The sequence below is a fragment of the Aeromonas sp. S9(2024) genome (genome assembly GCF_041403185.1).
Classification (GTDB): domain Bacteria; phylum Pseudomonadota; class Gammaproteobacteria; order Enterobacterales; family Aeromonadaceae; genus Aeromonas; species Aeromonas enteropelogenes.
In genome coordinates this window covers 1-22,048 of record NZ_JBGLRE010000011.1, presented here as the reverse complement: position 1 = coordinate 22,048, position 22,048 = coordinate 1, and the positions used below count along the sequence as shown (strand labels likewise).

Annotated in this window: 20 protein-coding genes and 1 tRNA gene; 7 read left to right on the top strand and 14 right to left on the bottom strand. The window is 62.0% G+C overall.

All coding sequences use genetic code 11. From position 1 onward, the window contains the following. Positions 1 to 32 precede the first annotated feature (32 nt). From ACB028_RS16480 to ACB028_RS16470, 3 genes are all read left to right on the top strand, one after another. Complete coding sequence (locus ACB028_RS16480) at positions 33 to 1,676, top strand: hypothetical protein (protein ID WP_371144759.1); 1,644 nt, start codon at positions 33 to 35, stop codon at positions 1,674 to 1,676. Positions 1,677 to 1,807: 131 nt separating this feature from the next. Further along, on the top strand, positions 1,808 to 2,311 hold the full coding sequence (locus ACB028_RS16475; RefSeq protein WP_371144758.1) for a YgjP-like metallopeptidase domain-containing protein: 504 nt from the start codon (positions 1,808 to 1,810) through the stop codon (positions 2,309 to 2,311). A 58-nt stretch (positions 2,312 to 2,369) separates the two neighbouring features. Further along, complete coding sequence (locus ACB028_RS16470; RefSeq protein WP_371144808.1) at positions 2,370 to 3,170, top strand: DUF2927 domain-containing protein; 801 nt, start codon at positions 2,370 to 2,372, stop codon at positions 3,168 to 3,170. Positions 3,171 to 3,395: 225 nt separating this feature from the next. Here the strand turns inward: ACB028_RS16470 and ACB028_RS16465 are convergent, their stop codons facing one another. Further along, positions 3,396 to 3,647, bottom strand: a complete 252-nt coding sequence (locus ACB028_RS16465) for a DinI family protein (RefSeq protein WP_026456204.1) — start codon at positions 3,645 to 3,647, stop codon at positions 3,396 to 3,398. A gap of 87 nt (positions 3,648 to 3,734) precedes the next feature. Further along, positions 3,735 to 6,164, bottom strand: a complete 2,430-nt coding sequence (locus ACB028_RS16460) for a DNA polymerase II (protein ID WP_371144757.1) — start codon at positions 6,162 to 6,164, stop codon at positions 3,735 to 3,737. Positions 6,165 to 6,362: 198 nt separating this feature from the next. Between ACB028_RS16460 and ACB028_RS16455 the strand changes: the two genes are divergently transcribed. Then, positions 6,363 to 6,854 carry a prolyl-tRNA synthetase associated domain-containing protein gene (locus tag ACB028_RS16455; RefSeq protein WP_225632563.1) on the top strand — a complete coding sequence of 164 codons (492 nt, stop codon included), beginning with the start codon at positions 6,363 to 6,365 and terminating at the stop codon, positions 6,852 to 6,854. A gap of 98 nt (positions 6,855 to 6,952) precedes the next feature. Here the strand turns inward: ACB028_RS16455 and ACB028_RS16450 are convergent, their stop codons facing one another. The 4 genes from ACB028_RS16450 to ACB028_RS16435 form a co-directional block, all read right to left on the bottom strand. Further along, positions 6,953 to 7,813, bottom strand: a complete 861-nt coding sequence (locus ACB028_RS16450) for a PA4780 family RIO1-like protein kinase (RefSeq protein WP_371144756.1) — start codon at positions 7,811 to 7,813, stop codon at positions 6,953 to 6,955. Between the two features lie 161 nt (positions 7,814 to 7,974). Next, the gene (locus ACB028_RS16445) at positions 7,975 to 8,961 is read right to left on the bottom strand and encodes a lauroyl-Kdo(2)-lipid IV(A) myristoyltransferase (RefSeq protein ID WP_371144755.1); all 987 of its coding nucleotides are present in this window, start codon (positions 8,959 to 8,961) and stop codon (positions 7,975 to 7,977) included. A 153-nt stretch (positions 8,962 to 9,114) separates the two neighbouring features. Next, complete coding sequence (gene lpxM / locus ACB028_RS16440; protein ID WP_042027363.1) at positions 9,115 to 10,107, bottom strand: lauroyl-Kdo(2)-lipid IV(A) myristoyltransferase; 993 nt, start codon at positions 10,105 to 10,107, stop codon at positions 9,115 to 9,117. A gap of 187 nt (positions 10,108 to 10,294) precedes the next feature. Beyond that, positions 10,295 to 11,275, bottom strand: a complete 981-nt coding sequence (locus ACB028_RS16435; RefSeq protein ID WP_042027365.1) for a TDT family transporter — start codon at positions 11,273 to 11,275, stop codon at positions 10,295 to 10,297. A gap of 102 nt (positions 11,276 to 11,377) precedes the next feature. On the opposite strand from ACB028_RS16435, the gene ACB028_RS16430 reads away from it, so the two are divergent. Next, positions 11,378 to 12,283, top strand: a complete 906-nt coding sequence (locus ACB028_RS16430; protein WP_371144754.1) for a LysR substrate-binding domain-containing protein — start codon at positions 11,378 to 11,380, stop codon at positions 12,281 to 12,283. A 104-nt stretch (positions 12,284 to 12,387) separates the two neighbouring features. On the opposite strand, the gene nfo is transcribed toward ACB028_RS16430, so the two are convergent. The 5 genes from nfo to ACB028_RS16405 all read right to left on the bottom strand — a co-directional run bounded on the left by nfo (position 12,388) and on the right by ACB028_RS16405 (position 17,810). Beyond that, positions 12,388 to 13,230, bottom strand: a complete 843-nt coding sequence (nfo, locus tag ACB028_RS16425) for a deoxyribonuclease IV (protein ID WP_371144753.1) — start codon at positions 13,228 to 13,230, stop codon at positions 12,388 to 12,390. 314 nt (positions 13,231 to 13,544) lie between these two features. After that, complete coding sequence (locus tag ACB028_RS16420; protein ID WP_041210739.1) at positions 13,545 to 13,874, bottom strand: YbaB/EbfC family nucleoid-associated protein; 330 nt, start codon at positions 13,872 to 13,874, stop codon at positions 13,545 to 13,547. A gap of 114 nt (positions 13,875 to 13,988) precedes the next feature. Beyond that, a complete protein-coding gene (gene dnaX, locus ACB028_RS16415; protein ID WP_371144752.1) occupies positions 13,989 to 16,583 on the bottom strand; it encodes a DNA polymerase III subunit gamma/tau in 2,595 nt (864 codons plus the stop codon). Positions 16,584 to 16,756: 173 nt separating this feature from the next. After that, positions 16,757 to 17,302, bottom strand: a complete 546-nt coding sequence (gene apt, locus ACB028_RS16410; RefSeq protein ID WP_042027371.1) for an adenine phosphoribosyltransferase — start codon at positions 17,300 to 17,302, stop codon at positions 16,757 to 16,759. A 130-nt stretch (positions 17,303 to 17,432) separates the two neighbouring features. Further along, positions 17,433 to 17,810, bottom strand: a complete 378-nt coding sequence (locus ACB028_RS16405) for a YbaN family protein (RefSeq protein WP_371144751.1) — start codon at positions 17,808 to 17,810, stop codon at positions 17,433 to 17,435. A gap of 176 nt (positions 17,811 to 17,986) precedes the next feature. On the opposite strand from ACB028_RS16405, the gene dusC reads away from it, so the two are divergent. Both dusC and ACB028_RS16395 read left to right on the top strand, forming a co-directional pair. Further along, positions 17,987 to 18,931 carry a tRNA dihydrouridine(16) synthase DusC gene (gene dusC / locus ACB028_RS16400; RefSeq protein WP_371144750.1) on the top strand — a complete coding sequence of 315 codons (945 nt, stop codon included), beginning with the start codon at positions 17,987 to 17,989 and terminating at the stop codon, positions 18,929 to 18,931. A gap of 97 nt (positions 18,932 to 19,028) precedes the next feature. Next, on the top strand, positions 19,029 to 19,397 hold the full coding sequence (locus ACB028_RS16395; RefSeq protein WP_026457127.1) for a TraR/DksA C4-type zinc finger protein: 369 nt from the start codon (positions 19,029 to 19,031) through the stop codon (positions 19,395 to 19,397). 182 nt (positions 19,398 to 19,579) lie between these two features. On the opposite strand, the gene yjjG is transcribed toward ACB028_RS16395, so the two are convergent. From yjjG to ACB028_RS16380, 3 genes are all read right to left on the bottom strand, one after another. Beyond that, positions 19,580 to 20,257 carry a pyrimidine 5'-nucleotidase gene (yjjG, locus tag ACB028_RS16390; RefSeq protein ID WP_201939791.1) on the bottom strand — a complete coding sequence of 226 codons (678 nt, stop codon included), beginning with the start codon at positions 20,255 to 20,257 and terminating at the stop codon, positions 19,580 to 19,582. A gap of 14 nt (positions 20,258 to 20,271) precedes the next feature. Continuing rightward, positions 20,272 to 21,771, bottom strand: coding sequence for a leucyl aminopeptidase family protein (locus ACB028_RS16385; protein WP_371144807.1), 1,500 nt, complete (start codon positions 21,769 to 21,771; stop codon positions 20,272 to 20,274). Positions 21,772 to 21,940: 169 nt separating this feature from the next. Then, positions 21,941 to 22,017 (bottom strand) — tRNA-Met (locus tag ACB028_RS16380). Positions 22,018 to 22,048 lie beyond the last annotated feature (31 nt).

Below are 22,048 nucleotides of genomic sequence, written 5' to 3'. Positions count from 1 at the left end.
TTTCAAGACCAGCTGCAGGAGCAGGCGACTTCATGACTCACTCCATTCGTTTCACTCCCCCTCGCGTCAACCCGGGCGTCAAATCCGTCGTGGTGCTCATGACCGCCCTGCTGGCGCTGCTCTTCAGTTTGCGCAACCCCCTGTTTTACGCCATGGCGCCAGGATTTGACGCCTCGCTGTTTGCGGTCATGGGCAAGATGTGGAGCGAGGGGGGCGTGCTCTACCGGGACATGATCGACATCAAGGGGCCGATGATTTTCGCCCTCGATGCGCTGGGCTATCGCCTCGGTGGCTTTGTCGGGATCTGGGCGCTGGAGTGGGGGCTCTGCTGGCTTGGGCTATTGGCAAGCTGGCAGGCCTTTGCCCAGCTGGGGTTGTCGTTTCGGGCGCGCCTCGGCTCCATGCTGGCGGTGTTGGCGCTTTACGGCACTCGTTACTACTACGGCAACATGACCGAGGACTGGACCTTTCATCTGGCCCTCATCGCCCAGTGGGCCTTCATCACCCTGCTGCTGGACAAGCGCTTCGAGTGGTGGCCCGCTCTGGTGGCGGCGCTGACCTTCGCCATCGTCGCCTGGATGCGCACCAACAATGGCGCCTTCTGGGGTGGCTGGTATCTGGTGCTGTTCTGCCACTGGTGCCTGCACGAGAAGTGGCGCGACGCCCTCTTGCTGCTGCTCTCCAGCCTGCTGGGGCTGGCGCTCATCGGCGGCCCGCTCTACGCCTACTTCCAGCAGCACGATCTGCTGGCTGCATTCAAATACTACGCCTTCGATATCTTCTTCGAGGGGAGCTACGGCAACGGCGTCTCCCCCGCCGTCGGGGCCGTCGGGCTGTTTCGCACCGGCCTCATCATGTTGCTGCCCCCCTTCATCCTGCTGATGCTGGGCCGCCGCCAGGAGTGGTACCTCCCCGTGCTGCTGGTCACCCTGTTCGGCGTGCTGTTCACCCTGATCGCCAACTCGGTCTCCGGCCATGTGTTCGATCACTACGATGTGCTCTACCTGCAGCTGGGTCTGCTGCCGCTGGCGGTGCTGCTGGATCGCAGCGAACAGCAGGCAGATGCCATGGGACTGCTGTGCATCTCGCTGGTGGTGCTCACCGCCAGCTGGCTGCTTGCCCAGCAGCTCGGCTATGGCTGGAGCACCAAGGAGTGGTCCCTTGCGCGGGTAAACGAAGTGCTTGGCAACAGCCTGCTGTGGGCGCTGCCTGTGCTGATCCTGGTGCCCCTGTGGCGTGCCTGGGATGTGCGCAGCGCCACTCCCTGGCTCGCCACCCTGGCCATGTTGATGCTGATGATCAACAACGCCTGGGAAGGCACCCAGAAGGGGCGCCCCTTCAATCCACCGGCCCAGGTGCGGGTCGATCGGATCAAAGCCGAAACAACCCCCAGCGACAAGATCTGGGTCGACGGCATCCAGCCGCAATATTATCTCTGGACCGATCGCCAGCCGGCATCCGCCTACCTCTTCTTCGCCAACGTCAATCCACCCTATGACGTGCGCGAGCGGGTGCTGGCCGATATCCAGCGCCAGCAACCCAAGTTCATCATCGCCAAGCCGGAACGGGTGAGCGAGGAGCTGAAAAAGCCAACTTCCCCCTCCCACCTCGCCTTCTATCAGTACCTGACAAGCCGGTATGAAGAGGTGGAACCGGGGCTCTATCGCAGACGCTGACGGCTCTCAGATACAACCAGGGCGGCCATGATGGCCGCCCTTTTCATTGCGTTTCGCGGCCTGCCGGCGGTAGGCAAGCCGGCTCGCGATGACTACAATGGCGCTCTTTTTGGATGTAACGGGTGACACACATGGTGGAACTGACCTATCTGGGGGGCTATCCCGAGCCTCTCAAGGCCCAGGTGCAGCAGCTGATCGCGGCGGGCAAACTCGGGGAAATGTTGGCCAAGCGCTATCCGGACAGTCATCAGATCCAGAGCGACAAGGCGCTGCTGGCCTACACCATGGATCTGAAAAATCGCTACCTCAAGAGCTCGGCGCCGCTGGCCAAGGTGGTGTTCGATGGCAAGATCAACGTCATCAAGGATGCCCTCGGCCTGCACACCTATGTCAGCCGGGTGCAGGGCAGCAAGCTCAAAGCCAAAAACGAGATCCGCATCGCCGCCCTGTTCAAGGAGGCGCATCCCGCCTTCCTGAAGATGATAGTGGTGCACGAGCTGGCTCATCTCAAAGAGAAGGCTCACAACAAGGGCTTCTACCAGCTCTGCCAGCACATGGAGCCGGACTATCATCAACTGGAGTTTGATTTGAGGCTCTGGCTCACCTGGCGGGATCTGGAGCGGGCCGGGCGCTGATCAGCCAGGCAGAGGGCTGGGGGTGATCATGGCATTGATGTGCGGTGTAAAACGAGTGATGACCCTTCACCACAGAGGGTGGTGCAGGCTCGCCCTGCTGCCTGCCTTACTGCTTTCCTTGCCTTGGCCCCACGTGAGCGCCACCGAGCGCTGGCAAAGCGATAGCTACCTTATCGAGAGCTTCATGACCATCGCCATGGAGCGGGAGTATGGCGAGGCAAAACAGACCCGCTTCGCCCGCTGGCAACAACCCGTGCGCCTCAAGCTTGTCAACGAGTCGGGTGACAAGCCGCTGCAGGCCGAGGTGGTCAGGGTGCAGGCCGCCCATCTGGCCCGCATCACGGGCCACCCCATCACTCTGGTCAGCGACAATCCCAACCTGACCCTGATCATGACCGATTACCAACGGATGAGAAGCTGGGCAAACCGCACCATGGGCGGAGATCCGTCCGTCAACATGGCCCTCAAGGAGGGGCTCTGCCTGGCCAACTTCGCCACCAACAAGCAGCACGAGATCAGCCGTGCCACTATCATCATTCCGGTAGACTACAGCCGGGCCAAGGGGCGCTTTCTCGATTGCGTGGTGGAGGAGTTCACCCAGGTGATGGGGCTGCCCAACGACTCCGACAAGGTATTTCCCTCCATCTTCAACGACCACAGTGTCGACAGCTTCCTGACCGGCCTTGACTATGTGCTGCTCAAGCTCGCCTACCACCCGGCGCTCAAGGCGGGAATGAACCGCGAGGAAGTCAGAGCCGCCCTGCCCGTGGCCATCAAAGCGCTGCGCGCCCAGGGGGAGATAAGCGAGGCCAACCGCCGGGTACAGCAGCAAAGCCTGAAAAGCTGGGCCGGACTCTGAGTCACCATCAACCCGTGTCCCGCCCCATCCGCTCAAAACAATAACGCAGCCCATGGCTGCGTTATTTTGTTTCAGGGATGTCGTCTCAGGGGCGCCCTCGGGTGCGAGAAACCCGTATGACAACACCAACCGCCCCGCAGGCGTCTCCGTTCGTTGTGCTTTCCTCTGTTTACGCTTTGATCTCAGCTCCATGCAGCCCCTGCATCAGCCAGGCCGTTTGCCCGCTCAGGAGGCGAGGCTCTCCTCCGGCATCCAGCTGTCGGCGTTCTCCCACACCTCTTGCACCATGGCTTCGGCCAGCTCTTTCTCTTCCTTGCTGGCGCGGCTGACGGTCAGGGACATGGTGCTGCCCGGGGCAACCCGTACATGCAGATCCGGGAACTTCTCCCCCAGCTGCTTGAGCAGCTCCTGGCGCAGCGCTTCCATGGTGGAGGTCGGGATCTGATGTTTCTTGTCGATGATGATTTCCAGACGCATAGGATACTTCTCCATGATGATTAACTGTATTTTTATACAGTATTTTTGGAAAGTAAAGAGCCTGGTAGAGAAAGGGGCAAATGCCCCTTAGAAAAGGTCCAGCTGCTGGCCGCAGATCCGCTCGAACGACTCGCCGATAAAGGGCAGGATAGCGTCGGCGATGGGCCTGAGCTGCTTGTCGATGTAGTGCTCGTAGTCGATGGCGCTGCGCCGGTATTCGAGCGGCTCGGGGCCGTTAAGGGTCATCAGGTAGGCGATGGTGCCCCTGTGCTGGTAGCGCTGGGACAGACCGCGGCGCAGGTTTTCTTCATCAGCAAGGCGCGCCGCCCGCACATGGGGTGGCACGTTTTTCTGGTACTCCTCGAGTTTTTGCCGCAGTCGCTTGCGATAGACCAGCAGATCGTCATGCCGGCCGGCCCGGGTCTCGTCCACCATGGTGCGCACATAGCTGCCGGGATCCTCATCGTGAAACACCATCTCATAGAGGCGGGTCTGGAACTGCTTGGCGAGCGCCGTCCAGTCGGTGCGCACCGATTCGAGCCCCTTGAACACCAGACGTTCAGCCTCTTGACCTCCTGGCGCCGCCACCAGGCCGGCGTAGCGCTTCTTGCTGCCCTTCTCCAGCCCGCGAATGGTGGGCATCAGAAAACGGCGGTAGTGGGTCTCGTACTCGATCTCGAGGTGGCTAGGCAAATCGAACTCGCGCCTGATCAGCGCCGTCCAGTTGTCGTTGATCATCCGGGCCAGACTACGGCCGATCTCGTCCGCCTGCTCGGCACTGGTCTCGCGCCCGAGATGCACGAAGGTGGAGTCGGTGTCGCCATAGATCACCTCGAACCCCTGCCCCTCTATCCACTCCCGGGTCTGCTGCATGATGCTGTGACCGCGCAAGGTGATGGAAGAGGCAAGGCGCGGATCGTAGAAGCGACAGCCCCCCGAGCCCAGTACCCCGTAGAAGGAGTTCATGATGATCTTGATGGCCTGGGAGAGCGCCTTGTTGCTGGCCGCCTTGGCCCGATCCCGCGCCGCCCACAGGGTGGCGATAAGACCCGGCAGGAAGTGCCGCTCGCGGGAGAACAGGGCGCCGCGAAAACCCGGAATGGCGTGATCGGGATGCTGCAGCCCCTCCACCAGCCCCATGGGGTCGATGCAGAAGGTGCGGATGATGCTGGGATAGAGGCTCTTGAAGTCGAGCACCAGCACGTGACGATAGAGGCCCGGTTTGGAGTCCATGACATAGCCGCCAGGGCTCGCGAGCCCCCCGTCGGCGGGCAGATTGGGGGCCACGTAGCCGCCGCGATGCAGTCGCGGCAGGTAGAGATTGGTAAACGCCGCCACCGAGCCCCCGACCCTGTCCAGCTCCAGGCCGGTGAGGGAGGCCCGCTCGATGGCAAAGGGGATGAGGTGGCAGAAATCGAAGATCTCCCACACCAGCTTGCAATCTTCCAGGTTGTAGCGGGCGAGCGCCTCCTTGTCGGAGTGAAACAGCTCGGTGATCTTCTCCCCCCGGTTGGCCACATCCTCGATATCCTTGCCGCGCCCGAGCAGTTCGCTCGCCACCGCATCCAGGCTGTAGCTGGCAAACTGCCAGGTGGCACTTTTCAGGGTATCGATGCCGTCCAGCACCATGCGCCCCGGGATGATGACGTTGCCAGTCTGGGGATCGCTGCGGGAGGAGCGCCAGAAGCAGAGCTCGCGCCCGCGCCCGAGCCTCAGCCGCCGTTTGTTGAGCTCGGCCCGGCGCAGCAGCAGGCGAAAGTCGAAGTTGACCACGTTCCAGCCGATCACCAGATCCGGATCGTGGCGGCTGAACCACCCTTCCAGAGCGCTGAGCAGGGCATCCTCATCCGCCACCCATTCGATACGGGTCTCCCACTCCTCGGCACCGGCCTCGGGGGCCCCTATCATGATGACCCGCGCATCCTCGGGGCTGTAAAGCCCCACCGAGAACAGCGCCCCGTCCATGGCGCACTCCACATCCAGCGACACCCAGGAGAGGGCGGGCGTCACCGCTTGAGGGGCGCAGCGCGCCTCCTGCACCTCCCAGTAACCCTGTTTGCCCCCTTTTCTCACAGCCTTGCCGCCAAAGCGCACCCCGGCGGTGATAAAGCGCTCCATGAGAAAACGCTCAGGCAGCCGGATATCCGCCTCGAAGTGCTCCAGACCGCGAATGAGCAGCAGCTCGATGGCACGATGGAAGGCGCTCAGGGTGGCAAAGTAGCAGCCCACCACGGCACGACCATCGAAGGTGTGCATCGGCAGGCGGCGAAACCGCCCGCTCACTCCGGCCCCTTTGAACAGCTCGGCGGCCTCCGCCATATGGCTTTGCGGCAGAAAGAAGACCGGCTCCTGCCCAGGCACCACCAGCCGCACCGGCCCCTGCTCGCTCCAGAGCCACATCACGATTTCGGTGCGCTCCCCCTGCGCGCCGCGCCCACGCACATCCCGCCCGTGACGGGTCAGGATAAAACCTTCCTGGGGGGGCATCGCCGGAGGCGTGGGCTGGAACTCGGTCATGCAAGCTAACGGGGTCTGTCCTGGAATGGGAGTATTGTACGTTCATACAGTATCGGCCCGCAATCGCCAGAGCGGCTGCACGCGAAAAAGCGAGCTGGTAAGCTGGTCTTTCGCCTGCGACGTCGGCACGGTTGCCTGCGTCCCCCTGCCCGGCTCTGGTATTCAGCTATCGGTACCCTCAAACACAAGGAGATCATTGTGGCCCTCTATGCCCTGCTGGATCGGCTGGCCATTCCCTACCAGCGTTTCGACCATGCCCCCGTCTTCACCTGCGAGGAGGCGAGCGACCTGCTGCCCGACCTGCCCGCCGCCAAGACCAAGAATCTCTTCCTGCGCGATCCGAAAAGCGAGCGGCTGTTTCTGGTGGTGGCCCCGGAGGCGATCCGAGTCGATCTGAAGGCGCTGGCCGCTCGCCTCGGGGTCAAGCGCCTGAGTTTTGGCTCCCCCGAGCGACTGGAGGCCGCCCTCGGCCTCACCCCGGGCTCGGTGACCCTGCTGGCCGTGGTGCGCGACACGGAACAAGCGGTGGAGCTGGTGGTGGACGAGACCATCTGGCAGGCCGAGCAGGTGCAGTGCCATCCGCTGGTCAATACCGCCACCCTGATCCTCAAGCTCGACGATGTGCGCCGCCTGCTGGCTCACCTGGGGCGTCAGGCGAATGTCATGGCACTGCCCGAGCGGGCTGACTGACACACTTCGCAATGTGATCTTGTCTAGACGTCAATTGCCCGTGACACTCCCGACAAAAAGAGCGCCTGATGGCGCTCTTTTAGGTGACAAGGCTGGGGTCAGTAACTCCCCTCCTGCTCGGCTCGCATCCGCGCCTGGCGCGCCAGCGCCTCCTCTTCGGCGCTCTCGATTTCGTGCAGCACGGCATCGAGATCGACTGCAGCCGTGCTCTCTTCAAACAGGCCGGTCAGCTCGCTATCCGGAGTCAATTTTCCCTCTTCAAACAGCGCCCACATCTCGGCGGCGTACTGGGTCTTGAGAAGCTCGGGGGCATACATGCCGTAGTAGTTGCGCATGTTGTTGACGTCCCGCTCAAGCATGGCCCTGGCCTGGTTGTTGGCGGCTGCATCCACCACCTGGGGCAGATCGATGATGACGGGGCCCTGTTCGTCCACCAGCACGTTGAATTCGGAGAGGTCCCCGTGAATGAGGCCGGCGCAGAGCATGCGCACCACGTAGCGGATCACCTTGCCGTGATCGATGAGTGCCTGCTCGCGGGAGAGGGCCACATCGTTGAGGCGGGGGGCGACATTGCCGTCGGCGTCGGTCACCAGCTCCATCAGCAAGACGCCATCGAGGCAGACATAGGGTCTGGGTACCCGCACGCCGGCGGCTGCCAACTTGAACAGAGCGTCCACCTCGGTGTTCTGCCACACCTCCTCGTGCTGTTTGCGACCGTATTTTGAGCCCTTCTCCATGGCCCGGGCATTGCGGCTGTTGCGCACCCGGCGCCCCTCCTGATAGACCACAGCCTGCTTGAAGCTGCGCTTGGACGCCTCTTTATAGACTTTGGCGCAACGGATCTCGTCGCCGCAACGCACCACATAAACATCGGCCTCTTTGCCGCTCATCAGCCGGCTGACGACCTCGTCCACCAGGCCATCATCCACCAGGGGCTGGATTCGATTCGGAATTTTCATGACCGCCCTTTCACCCTATTTGCGCGCCGAAAGAGAGCATCTCGCCTCTTTCCCCGCTCCTTGATTGTTCGTGGGCCACAGTTATCCCCTGTTTGACCCTTTGCTGTCCACTGCGGCGCACACCTTTGGCCACAAAAATGGCCCGCAAGCGGGCCATGGGATCAAGGGTCGGGCGGCAAGCCTTCACGAATGCGCCGGATCCCCGCCTCATAGAGGCCATCGGGCCCCTCCTGGTGTTCCAGGGTTTCGAAGATCTTGAGGAACCACATGTACTGCTCGGGATGGCGCGCCACCTGTTGCTCTACCATCCGGTTCATGGTGTTGACGTCAGCCAGCAGATCGTCGCCGGGATAAGGGTCGAACGGCGGCTCAATTTCGAGCAGGTAGCAACCGGCATCCTCGTCATAGCTGGCAAAGATGGGCACGGCCTTGGCACCGGCCAGTTTCACCAGCTTGGGCAGGGCCGGCAGGGTCGCCTTGGGGTGACCAAAGAACGGAACGAACACGCTCGCCTCGCGGCCATGATCCTGATCCGGCAGGTAGAAAAAGCTGGCCCCGCTGCGGATCGCCTTGATGGCGGGCTTGATGCCGACGCTACGCTCGTACACCTTGCCCCCCTTGGTCCGCTCGCGGTTGATGTACCAGTCAAATACCGCATCCTTGGGGCTCTTCATCATGGTGCACATCTCTATCCCCATCAGGGAAAAGTAGCGGCCAATCATGTCCACCGCCCAGGTATGGGGCACCACCAGGATCATTGGCCGGCCTGCTGCCTGCTCGGCTGCGACATGTTCCCAGCCGCTCACCTTGATGCGGTGGGTCAACCTGGCACGACTGCGCCAGGTCAGCTCGCCAAAGCCCATGAAGGTCTTGAGGCCGACCCGAATAGACTTGAGCAGCAGCGCCTGGCGCCCGGCCACGTCCAGCTCGGGAAAGCAGATCTTGAGGTTGGTATCGGCGATGTAGGCCTGTTTTTTCGAGACCCGCAGCAGGGTCGGTGCGACCAGATCGGCGAAGCGATCCCGCCATCTGGCAGGGATGAAGGCCAGCAGGGAGAGCAGTCCCAGGGCACACCAGCTGCCCCACCATTTGGGGTGCAGCAGGCGGGTTTGGAATGAGGTATCAAATACCGGATCGGATGCGGACATACCTGCCCTCGGTTCATAAAAACAAACGGTTATTGTAGTTATCCTGACATTTTTTTCTACTCCGGGGGCACCTCATCGCCGATGGCAAGGCACTGATCGGACTAGTAATAATTAAAAATGGCCCACATGGGGCCATTTTTGCAACGAAGTAAATCAGGGCTGGGGTGACAACCCCTTTCGGATCCGCTGGATCCCCGCCTCATAGAGGCCGTCCGGCCCTTCCTGGTGTTCGCGGGTATCGAAGATCTTGAGAAACCACATGTACTGACCGGGGTGGCGAGTGAGCTGCTGTTGCACCATATCGTTCATCCGCCGGGTATCCGCTATCACATCCTCGGTGGGATAGTTGTCAAACGGTGCTTCTATCTCCAAGCGGTAACAGTGAGCGGCTTCATCGTAGCCAGCCAGCAGCGGCACGGCCTTGGCACCACTCACCTGCACCAGTCGTGGCAGGGCGGGCAGGGTCGCCTTGGGATAGTTGAAGAAGGGAACGAAGATGCTCTTCTCGCGCCCGTGATCCTGATCCGGCAGGTAGAAGAAGCTATGCCCCCCCTTGATGGTTCTGATCACCGCCTTGATCCCGGCGCTGCGCTCGTAGACCCGGCAGCCATTCTTGGCCCTGGCCCGGTTGAGGTGCCAGTCAAACACCGGATTGCGGGCCCGCTTCATCATGGTGCACATGGGCACGCCACGCTGGGTGAAACAGTAACCGGCCGCATCCACCGGCCAAGTATGGGGTACCACCAGGATCACCGGACGGCCGGCCTGACGCTCGGCCTCGATATGTTCCCAGCCGCTGACCTGGATCCGCTTCATCAGGTAACGGGGGCTGCGCACGGTGAACTCGCCAAATCCCAGCAGACTCTTGAGACCGACCCGGATGGAGGTCATCGCAATGGCATCCCGCTCGGCCGCACTCTTCTCGGGAAAACAGATAGCCAGGTTGGTTCTGGCGATATAGATCTGTTTTTTGGAAAAGCGGAACACCAGGGGCGTCAAAGCTTCGGCCAGGCGATCCCGCAGACGAACCGGCACAAAGGCCAGCACCATCAAGATCGCCAGCGCCAGCCAGCTCAACCAGTAACGGGGATGCAACAAACGGGGTTTGAAAGAGGCGTGAAATACGGGGTCTTCTTGGACGGTCATCGATTGGAGTCAAGCGAAAAGTGGTGAGGCATTGTAGTTGGCCTGACAGGTAATACCAGTGAATTCTCAGACAAACGAATAAAAGTGCCGTGAATTCATTAATCTGCGACAAAATAATGAAAAATGCCCCGCTTGGCGGGGCATGTTGACGATTGTTTCATCAGGGGCGGCAGAGCATCAAACGGGGTTAGCGATGCGCCATGCCTCCCTCGACTGCGGGCTCCCGCTGCGGCAGGAAGAACATCAGATAACGCAGAGCCACATAACCGACGATCACGGTCGCAATTCCCAGCTCGACGTGGGCAAGCAATCTGATCTGCTCCACATAGTGTGCTGCCTGCGGCCAGCCACTGACCAGGTTGGCCACCTTGAACAAGGCGGTGGCGCCGATCACCATCGGGAAGGTGAAGGCTGCATAGCCGGGGGAAAACGGCAGGCGCAGCAACTTGATGAAGGCCAGATAGATGATGCCGGTCATCAGGATGGCGATCCCCAGCAGCACGGCCACCAGCAGCAGGGAGGGATCCTGGCTGACGGTCAGGTAACCGGCCAGGGAGAGGCTGGCAGGGGCCGCCAGAATGGCGATGGTCGGCTTGGCTGCGTCCGGTACTTCATGACTGAAGATGAGGCGATAGAGCATCAGCGGCAGCATCAGGCCATAGCAGATGATGCCAAACCAGAGCAACCCGTTGGCCAGCGCGGCAAACTGGCCACCCGGGAAGGCGACATCGGCCACGATAATGCCCACCGGCGGCACGAACCAGCTCGGCACCATGTGGTGAATTTCGAACTCTTTGGCACGGTGCCAGATAAAGGTGGCCAGGAAGATCAGGTGAATGGCCACGGCAAACAACCAGAGTGCCTCACCCGCCTGCGGCGCCATCATCCCCAGCGCTTTTGACACCACCATGGTCCCCATGGCGTAGGTAGGCACCACGCTACCCACCACGGGGTGAGCCAGGTCTTGCCATAAGAGACGGGGATGAAGCAAAAACTTGAAGGTCAGGATCAACAGCAGCACGGCGGCCACAGCGGCACCCAGCAGCTGCATGCGCCCATCGAACTGACCGGCATTTTCCCAACACCAACCGAGACTGGCGATGCCAAGCGCCAGACCCGCCATGGGGGTCGGAGCTTTGCCTAAGGATTTACGGGTTCTTGCGATCATGACGACACCTTTCTCTATCAGACGATGGCGATAGGATAATGGCCGTATGTCGTTTAGGATATCCAAATGAATTGAATCATATGTTCAGGAAGATCAAACACCATGAAGCTGACCCTGCAACAACTCAAGGTCTTCGCCACCATCGCCCGTTACGGCAACCTGGGACTCGCCGCCAACGAGCTCTGCCTGAGCAAGGGCGCCGTCTCCCAGTCGTTGCAGGAGCTGGAACGCCAGCTGGGTACCCCGCTCTTTGATCGCATCCATCCCGGATTGCAGCTCAACAACGAGGGACGTCTGCTGCAACCCGCCGCCGAAGAGCTGCTGACCCGGATGCAGGATATCGAAAACCTGTTCAGCCCGGATGCCAAACCGAGCGGCCAGTTGCGCCTCGGTGCCAGCCAGACCATTGGCAACTACCTGCTGCCGACCCTGCTGGCGAGCCGCAAGCAGGAGCTGGGGCTGCCGCCCAAGGTGACCATCACCAATACCCACAAACTCTGCCATGCGCTGGCCAACTTCGAGCTGGATCTGGCGCTGATCGAGGGGGAGAACCATCACTCGGATCTCATCGCCGAACCCTGGCTGCAGGACGAAATGCTGGTAGTGGCCCATCCGGATCACCCCCTCGCCAACCAGGGTACCCTCACCCTGCCCCGGCTGGCTGACGAAACCTGGGTGCTGCGGGAGCTGCAATCGGGCAGCCGCGAACAGTTTATCCAGCAGATCCAGCCTGCCCTGCCCCGCTGGCAGGCCGGGCTCGAACTCAACACCCTGGAGGCCGTGATGCTGGCGGTGGAAAAGGGGCTCGGGATCTCTTTCATCTCCCGCCTCGCGGTCTCGGACCGGTTGCAGGCGGGGCGTCTGGTCGTGCTGCCCCTCGAGCAGCGCTTCCCGCGCCAGCTCTCCCTCATCTGGCACAAGCAGAAATACCATTCCGCCTCCCTGCGCCACTTTATCCACTTCTGCCGGACTCAGGTGAACAATGCCGAGGTGATCCGAGCAGAGTAACGCCTGACCAGAGCTCTGGTGGCAAACCAACACGCTAATGGCGGAAACGCAAAAAGCAGAGAGGGCGCCACGGCTCCCTCTCTTTGATTCGCTCTCGCTGACTATCACTTCGCCAGACTGCGCAGCCAGCTGATCTCCTCACCCCAGATGGACTCGTCGATGGTCTCGAGGATCAGTGGAATACGATCGAAACGATCGTCATTCATGATGTGATGGAACACCGCCTCGCCGAGATTACCCTCACGCAGGCTGTGATGGCGGTCGACCCGGCTGCCAAAGGTGCACTTGGTGCCATTGATATGCATCCCCTTGAGATACCGAAAGCCGACCGTCCGCTCAAACTCGGCAAAGACTTCGGCACAAGATTCTGGCGTGCGCAGATCGTAACCGGCGGCGAAGGCGTGACAGGTATCGAAACAGACTCCGACCCGGCTCTTGTCTTCCACCCCCTCGATGATGGTGGCGAGGTGCTCGAACGACCAGCCGAGGTTGGTGCCCTGCCCCGCGGTGTTCTCGATCACCGCCGTCACCCCCTGGCTGCGCTCCAGTGCCCAGTTGATAGACTCGCTCACGAGTCGCAGGCTCACGGCCTCCGGGATCTGCTTGAGGTGGCTGCCGGGATGAAAGTTGAGGTAGCAAAGGCCCAGCTGCTCGCAACGCTTCATCTCGTCGAGAAACGCGTCGCGGGACTTGGCCAGCGCATCGGGGTCGGGGTGACCCAGATTGATGAGGTAGCTGTCGTGGGGCAGGATCTGCTCGGGGAGAAAACCGCCCTTCTCGCACGCCGCCTTGAAGGCACGAATACTGGCCTCGGACAGGGGGGCCGCCTGCCATTGGCGCTGGTTCTTGGTAAACAGGGCGAAGGCATTGGCGCCGATGGCCTGGGCGCGGGCGATGGTGTTCTCCACCCCGCCGCTGGCGCTGACATGGGCTCCGATATATTTCATGGGATCTCCTCTGGGGTGGCTGTCCATCCTCTCTTGCGCCTGCAAACGGGCATGGGGAGGATGGGGCCTCTCTGATAAGGCGTCATTATGCCGATCCCGTCCGCCCTCGCCAAACCGGGATATCCGATAGCCGGCATCGGCAATGCAGGTTGGACGGCGGCGCCAACGGCCAAATCCGGTGAGCGGGCATAAAAAACGCAGCCCTGTCGCTTGCGCGGCGGTGGCTGCGTTCCTCTCTTCTCGGCCATCTCCTCCTATGCTGTCCAGCCTCGGCTGGTCACGACGGGGAGTGGGAATGCGTGGCGAGAAGCGCCTTAGAACGGCATCTTGAAGCCTGGCGGCAACTGCATGCCACCAGTCAGTTCGCCCATCTTGGTCTTGTTCTGCTCTTCTACACGACGCACGGCATCGTTGCAGGCAGCGGCGACCAGATCTTCCAGCAGCTCCTTGTCATCTTCCATCAGGGAGGGATCGATCTCGATGCGACGCACGCTGTGGCTGCCGGTCATGGTGACCTTGACCATGCCTGCGCCGGCTTCGCCGGTCACTTCCATCTGGGCGAGCTGCTCCTGCATCTTCTGCATGCGCTCTTGCATCTGCTGGGCCTGTTTCATCAGGTTCCCCATTCCACCTTTACCAAACATATGTCGTCTCTCGTCTTGAAATCCGGCATCCAGCGCCGGGCTGTGGGCTTGTCTGTCCTAGATGGGGACAGCCAAGCGGCTTTTCAACCGGGAGCAGGCTCCCGGCCATGGAAGTTAGCGGTTGAGGGGCTCGATGCTCTCTCTGTGAAGCTCGGCACCAAACCGCTGGATCAGAAACTGGATATTGGGATCCTGCTCGAGATCCCGGGTCACCTGTTCGCGTACCCCCAGATAGAGGCGATGCTCGATCTCAAGAGGCGTCTCCTGCTCAGGCACCACACCCAGGGTCACCTCCACCTGCACGGGCTGGCCGAGGGCGGGGCCGATGATCTCGGCCAGATCGGCGCGCGCCTTGTCGCTGATCAGGTGGCGCTGCTCGGGTTTCAGGGTCAGCAGCACCCTGTTCCCTTCCCGGGTCATCACCGAGTTGATGGCAAGCTGGCGCAGCCGTCCACCCACTTGCGTGTGGGCAATCAGCTCGGCCCAGGGGTCGCCGCAATTGCTCAGCAGGGAGGAAGGGATAAGGCGGCTCGCCTCCCCCTCTTGCGGGATATCGTCGCCCTCGAGCTCATCCCAGTCGATGGCCTCCATCACTGGCTGGGCCGCTTCGCTGCCGGCCACCTGTGCCGGCGTGGCTGCCGCAGGCGGCGGCACCTCGGCGGCGGCAGGTGCGACCTGCCCGCCCGGCTGATAGCTTGGCTGCCCCTCCAGATCCCAGGGGGGCAGATCGCTCGCTTGAGCCGACTGACTGACCTGGACAACAGCGTTTCCACCGGCAGGAGCCGCAGAAGGTGCCGGCATGGGCGAAGCCATAAAGCTCTGGCTCAGATACTCTTCATAGTCTCCGTTATCACCCCCCTCGTCATAGCCATCGGCATAGAGATCCACCGGCGGCAGTTCCCCATACTGACCCATGGCGGGCCCCCCCTGAGCGGCCGACTGACGGCTTTGGGATTGAGGTGAAGGTTGAGGCGCAGGCTGCGACGGCGGGATAGCTGGCGCGGCAGGCATCACGGCGGCTGAGCGAGCCGGGGCCACGGGCACCGCTCGTGGCGCGGGCGTCGTCGCGACCGGATCCTGACCCCGCTGGCGACTGCGCAGCATGTTGCGCTTGCCAAGCAGGCTCTGCATGCTCGAAACCATCGACACGGGAGCCGGTTCGGCCTCAACCTGAGGAGCCGCCGAGGCCACAGGTGCAGCCATCGCCGACACCTGACCGGCAGGGCCGCTAACCAAAGGCTCCATCCCTTCCCCCGGGTTATCCCCGTGAGCCGGAGCCTGAAGTTCGCCCGAAGAAACGGCGTCATCCGCCAGAATCGCATCAGGCTGATACCCCATTCCGGCCGCTTCGCGCAGCAATTCATCCTGCTGGCTGAAGAGCTCGGCGGCCTGCGCCTCTTCCTCAAAGCTCGCGACCTCGCTCGCATCGGTGGCACCAGCAGGCTCGACAACCGGTGCCGCAGCCGGCGGGTTGGGTGCAGCAACGCTCGCCGCTTCGCTGGCGGCTGGCAGCGCCCCATGCTCAGCGGCCGGAAGCTTTCCCGGCAGGGTTCCCATCTCAGCCACTGGCGCGGGCGCCATGGAGGGCGGCAAGGCGCTCAGGCTGGCAGGATGCAGCACCTCGCGCCGGGGCGAGAAGGCGAGCATCCGCAGGCAGGTCATCTCCAGCGCGGTGCGGCCATCGGGGGCCCAGGGCAAGTCCTTGCGCCCCCCCAGCACGATCTGGTAGCAGAGCTGCACCTCTTCCGGGCTCATGGCCTTGGCCAGTTGCAGCAGGGCATCGGCATCCGCTCCCTGCTCCTGCACGCTGGCAGGCAGCAGCTGGGCCATGGCGATGCGGTGCAGCAGCCCTTCCAGCTCGGCGTGGAGCTGATCAAAATCGGGGCCCAGGGTGGCGATTTCGGTGATCTTGGCCATGGTGGCCGGCGCATCCTGGCGCAGGATCGCCTCCAGCAACTGGTGCAGATGACGGTGATCCAGGGTCCCCAGCATGGCCAGTACGCTGTCCAGACGCACGCTGCCGTTGCCGTGGGCCAGCGCCTGATCGGTCAGGCTCAGGGCATCGCGCATGCTGCCGTCGGCCGCCTTGGCCAGGGCCAGCAAGGCGCGCGGTTCGAAGGGCTGTCCCTCCTGATCCAGCACCCACTCGAGCTGCTTGGCGATCTGGGTCTGATCCAGACTCTTGAGATGAAACTGCAGGCAGCGCGAGAGAATGGTAATGGGCAGCTTCTGGGGATCCGTGGTCGCCAGCAGAAACTTCACATAGGGGGGCGGCTCTTCCAGGGTCTTCAGCAGGGCGTTGAAGCTGTGGCGCGACAACATGTGCACTTCGTCGATGAGGTAAACCTTGAAGCGGCCACGGGCTGGGCGGTACTGCACGTTGTCGAGCAGCTCGCGGGTATCTTCCACCTTGGTGCGCGAGGCCGCGTCGATCTCCAGCAGGTCGACGAAGTTGCCCTGATCGATCTCGTGGCAGGTGTCGCACACGCCGCACGGGTGGCTGCTGATCCCCTGCTCGCAGTTGAGGCTCTTGGCCAGGATGCGGGCGATGGTAGTCTTGCCGACCCCGCGGGTACCGCTCAGCAGATAGGCGTGATGCAGTCGTCCCTGATCCAGGGCGTTGGTCAAGGCGGTCAGCACATGTTGCTGGCCTACCACTTGTTCAAACGTATGGGGGCGCCATTTACGCGCCAGAACCTGATAGCTCATAAATCCATCATGCTGGGAAGACAGGGCATTGAGGCCGGATGCTAACACAAATGCGGGGCCTGCTGTATCGGCTATCGGCCGAGGCGGGAGGGATCGCTTGATTTTCAAACCGATGCCACCAAGGCACCGGTTTGCAACCGGGCCCGAACCGGCAGGTTGGGCCCGAAGAGAGGTTACTCGCCGTCGAATTCGACCAGAGAGAGCACCTTGACGCCGGCGGCGGTCAGGCGGGCATCGCCACCTAGCGCAGGCAGGGAGATAACGAAGGCAGCATCGGTCACTTCACCGCCAGCGCGGCGGATCAGCTTGACGGCCGCATCGACGGTACCGCCGGTGGCCAGCAGATCGTCCACCACCAACACCTTGTCACCGGCCACGATGGCATCGGTGTGCATCTGCAGGGTATCGGTGCCGTATTCGAGCTCGTAGGACTCTTCCATCACCTCGCGAGGCAGCTTGCCCGGCTTGCGGACCGGCACGAAACCGACGCCCAGCGCACAGGCAACCGGCGCGCCAAAGATGAAACCGCGCGCTTCGGTACCGACAACCTTGGTGAAACCTTGATCACGGTAGTGCTCGACCAGCAGATCGATGGTGGCCTTGAACGCCTCGGCGTTCTCTACCAGGCTGGTGATGTCGCGAAACATGATGCCCGGCTTCGGATAGTCGGGGATGGTCTTGATGCTCGCTTCGATAAATTTCAGAGTTTCCGGATTCATTTGTTAACCGCTTATTTTTTGACCCAGGAGTGGCCGTTTCTCAATTCCCGTCTGCGGGAAAATAAAAAGGCCCGTCATGCAAAAATGACGGGCCGACTCCAAGCATTATTGCCGCAATAGCTTAGGGACTTCACTTCGCCATTGCAACTGGCTCCAGCACCGGCAGGCGCATTAACCAGGTAAGCAGGACAGCCATGATGACCAGCAGGAGCCCCTTGACCCACAGCAGAGGCACCACGGCGAGGGAGACCGAAAAGGTGAGCAGGATGAACAGCACGGCCCGCCGCCGGGCGTGCCGGCGAATGGCGCGATACTGCTGCCAGTCGATGATAGGCGGGCCGAACCAGGGGTGAGTCAGCAACCAGTGATGAAAGCGCGGCGATGAGCGAGCAAACAGGGCCGCCGCCAGCAACATGAAGGGGGTGGTCGGCAGCAACGGCAAGACGATGCCGACGATACCGGTCACAAATGCCAGCCAGCCCAATGCCATCAGACACCAACGTTTCATGCAAACCCCTCATATCAATTGCCCGGTGCAAGCCTAACAGAGTTTGACTCACGGCTGGCACAATTGCCTGCGCCTCGCGATGCAGGTGCGGGTTTTCTCGCCGGCCAACGGCTGACAGCGCCCCCCATTCCCACTACAATCTGCGCTCTTTTTTATTCTTGCCTTCGGAACTGGTTATGCGCGTTATTTTGGCCCCCATGCAGGGGGTGCTGGATCACCTGATGCGGGAGGTGCTCACCTCCGTCAATGATTACGACCTGTGTGTCAGTGAATTTATCCGGATCGTGGATCAGCTGCTGCCCGCCAAGGTGTTCTACCGCCTCTGTCCGGAGCTGTTGCAGGATGGCAAGACCCGCGCCGGCACCCCGGTGCGAGTTCAGCTGCTGGGACAGCACCCCGAATGGCTGGCCGAAAATGCGCTGCGCGCCATCGAGCTCGGCTCCCCCGGGGTGGATCTCAACTTCGGCTGCCCCGCCCCCACGGTCAACAAGAGCAAGGGGGGCGCCGTGCTGTTGAAAGAACCCGAGACCATCTATCGCATCGTCAAGGCGGTGCGAGAGGCTGTGCCCGCTCATCTGCCGGTCAGCGCCAAGATCCGCCTCGGTTACGATGACAAGGAACTCTACCTGGACAATGCCCGGGCAGTTTATCAGGCCGGCGCCGACGAGCTCGCGGTCCACGCCCGCACCAAGCGCGAAGGTTACAAGGCCCCCGCCCACTGGGAATATGTGGACGACATTCGCCGCGCCCTGCCCATCCCCGTCACCGCCAACGGCGAGATTTGGAACCATGCTGATGCCCTGACCTGCGCCCGGGTCTCCGGCTGTGATGCCCTCATGGTGGGCCGCGGCGCCATCTCATTGCCCAACCTCGCCAACGTGATGAAGACGGGATGCGCCCACATGAGCTGGGGCGAAGTGTTGCAGCTGATGGTGAGCTACACCGAGCAGGATCTGGCCAGCGACAAGGCCGACTACTATCCCAGCCGCATCAAGCAGTGGTTCAGCTATCTCAAGCGAGAATACCCGCAGGCCGATCTGCTGTTTCGTGATATCCGGGTGCTGAAAGAGACTGCCCCCATTCGCGATGCCTTGCTGCAAGCGGCCAAAACCCACGGCTAACCACGTTTAACTTGACGCATGTCATCTTGATAGCTTTATCCGTTCCCTATACTGCCTCGCATCTGTGGTATGTCCTGTGGGGGATAATGTGTGTGAAATGACGCAAGCACAGTTGGCTGTCTGGCGTAATCGCCTGCTGTCCGACTGGGCTCAAGAACGTGAAACGCTGATCGCTCAGCTTAAAGCCTCACGCCGTGACGACTGGGCAGAACGGGTCGATCACTGCGAACAGGATCAGCTGGTCGAACTCACCAGCCGGCTGGATCTGCCCAAGGTGGAACAGAGCGTGCTGCGCCTCAAGCGGATCGATGCGGCGCTTTGCCAGATGGATCTCGGCCTCTATGGTCTTTGCTCCGACTGCGAAGAACCTCTGGCCATCGAACAGCTGGAGCAGGATCCAACCCTGCAACGCTGTCCCCGCTGTGAAGCCCGTTATCGCAAGGGATTCCACGCCCACGAACTGTGAGGGATGCACCTAGGGTGCACCTTCACGACCGCCATCGCGATCCCATCCCCAATCCATTCCGCTCGCCTCGTCCTGCGTAGGAACACCCCTGCTGCCATCTCGCATGGCTGGCCGGGCTCGCTGGCACCCGAAAAAAACGGGGAGACCCTCTGGCCTCCCCGCTTGCTGGTTGTCCGTCCGGGTTACCCCAGCACGATGCGGGAGAGATGGGAGAAGTGATGAATTTCGTGGGTTGCCTCGCACGGATGCGACGCTTTGGCCGGGTTGTACCAGCAGGTCGCCAGCCCCTGCGCCGCCGCTCCTGCAATATCCGTCTTGGGATTGTCGCCCACCATCAAGACCCGCGCCGGATCCGGCTGCCCCATCAGGGACAGGGTGTGCTGGAAGATGGCGGGAGCCGGCTTGGTCACCTGAATTTCATCTGAGATCACCAGCGGTTCGAACCACTGATCCCAGCCAAGTTTGTCCAAGCGACCGCGCTGGGGCACGCTGAAACCATTGGTGATGATCCCCATCCGGACCCGCTCCTTGAGTTGCAGCAAGGTCTCGACCACCCCATCCAGGGGGTTGCTCAGGGCGATGATCCGGGTCAGGAAGGTGTTGTTCATCGCCATGGGGTCAACCGCCACCTGCCCGGCGAACAGGGAAAAACGGGTCTGCTGCAGGGTCGCGGCATCAATCTCGCCGCTGTTGTATTGCTGCCATAGGGCATGGTTCAGTTCGTGATAGCGGGCCATATCGGCCGCATCGGGGGTAACGCCATAGTGCTGGAGAGTCTGCTCCAGCGCCTTGGCCACCGGGAAATCGAGCAGGGTTTCATCCAGATCGAACAGCACCCAGTCATAACTTGGTTGTTTCACGGGGATCCTTGTCATCATTCAGGTTGTGTGGCGGCGCGGGCCTGTGCCCTGCCGAGGGGGCTTGCCAGCAGATCCAGGGTCAGGCGCACGCCAAACCCGGTTACTTCGCTGGCGACCACGCCATTGCCCCCCTTGCTGCGAAAACCGCTCAGATCCAGGTGCACCCAGGGAGTCTGCTCGGGCACGAAATGGGCGAGGAAACGGGCCGCATCGATGTGATCCGGCGAGCTGCCGGGGGCACACTGCAGCAGATCCGCCCACTCGCTCTCTATGTTGTCGTCATAGTCCTCATCCAGCGGGAAGGGCCAGACCCGCTCGCCACTGTGCTGCCCCAGGCCGATCAGCGGCGTCAGCCATTCGTTGCGGTTGGTGAAAACGCCGCTGTAACGGCTGCCGAGTGCCCGCTTGCAGGCACCGGTCAGGGTGGCGTAGTCAATGAGCAGATCCGGGGTGTCCTGCACCGCCATGGCCAGAGCATCCGCCAGCACCATGCGCCCCTCAGCATCGGTATCCACCACCTCGATGGTGATGCCGTTGCTGGCCGTCACCACCTCTCCCGGCCGATAGGCATGAGGGCCGATGTGGTTCTCGGCGATGGCCAGCCAGCAGTGCACCTCGTAGGGCAGGCGGGCCCGGCTGATGGCGTAGAGCGCCCCCAGTGCCACCGCGCTGCCCCCCATGTCCAGATGCATGCCATACATGCTGCCGGAGACCTTGAGGTTGTAGCCGCCGGAGTCGTGGCAAATTCCCTTGCCCACCAAGGCCAGGCGCCGCACCGGTTGGGACGGGCAATAACTGAGTTTGACCAGGGCCCCCTGGTTGTCTTCCGAGCCGCGGGTCACGGCCAGAAATGCCCCCGCCCCCAGCTCGGCCAGCTGGGCCTGATCATAGTGATGGCACTGCCACCCCTCCTCCTGGGCCAGCTGGCTGACGAATTCACGATAACTGGCGGCGGTCAGCTCGGAGGCCGGCAGCACCGCCAGATGGCGCGCCAGCCCGTTGCCCCCGGCCTCGCTGTAAAGACGAGCCAGATCGAGCACCACCGCTGGGGATACCCGGATCTGCTGATAGGCCCAGCCCCCCTCGCTGCGGCTCTTGCTGGTGGGCAGCGGGACATTGGCGGCCAGCAAGGCCGAGAGCATCAGCTCGGCCAGCATGGTGCACTCTGCGGGGGCAAACCCCTCCAGATGTAGGCCGACCCGCTCGACTTTAAGTCCGGACAAGGGGCTCATCCACTCCCGGATCTGCTTGTACAGGCGATGATCCCGCGCCACATTGCCGGCCACGAAGCAGATCTGCAGCAGGCTGCCACCCTGCATCAGGGTAAAAGGGGCCTTCTTGCCAAGGGCAAGCTGGGTGGCGAGACCGGCCAGTTCGGGGCGAGCCAGCAGCGACTCCTTGTGCTCCTCGGCGAGAAGCAGCAGCTGCAGCGGCCGGGGCTGTGCCAGCACTTCGCTCAGGTTGGCATCCAGGGTATCGATAGCGGGAGGAAGATAGGTAAAGGGAGTGATCACGGGAAGGCGCCTCATCCATAAGAGATGCCTGATGATACCGAACAAAGGGCGGCTGCGGCCAGTTTTGTCCTGACCATCGGCCGAAAACGACAATATTCGCCTGCACGACAGCGAGATCGTGGGCGTTGCGTCATCAGAGGGAATTGATAAAAGAAAATAAAGAAGGAGTTGGTTGCGGGGGCCGGATTTGAACCGACGACCTTCGGGTTATGAGCCCGACGAGCTACCGAGCTGCTCCACCCCGCGTCCGAATTGTCACCAGCAGACCGAGCAGATG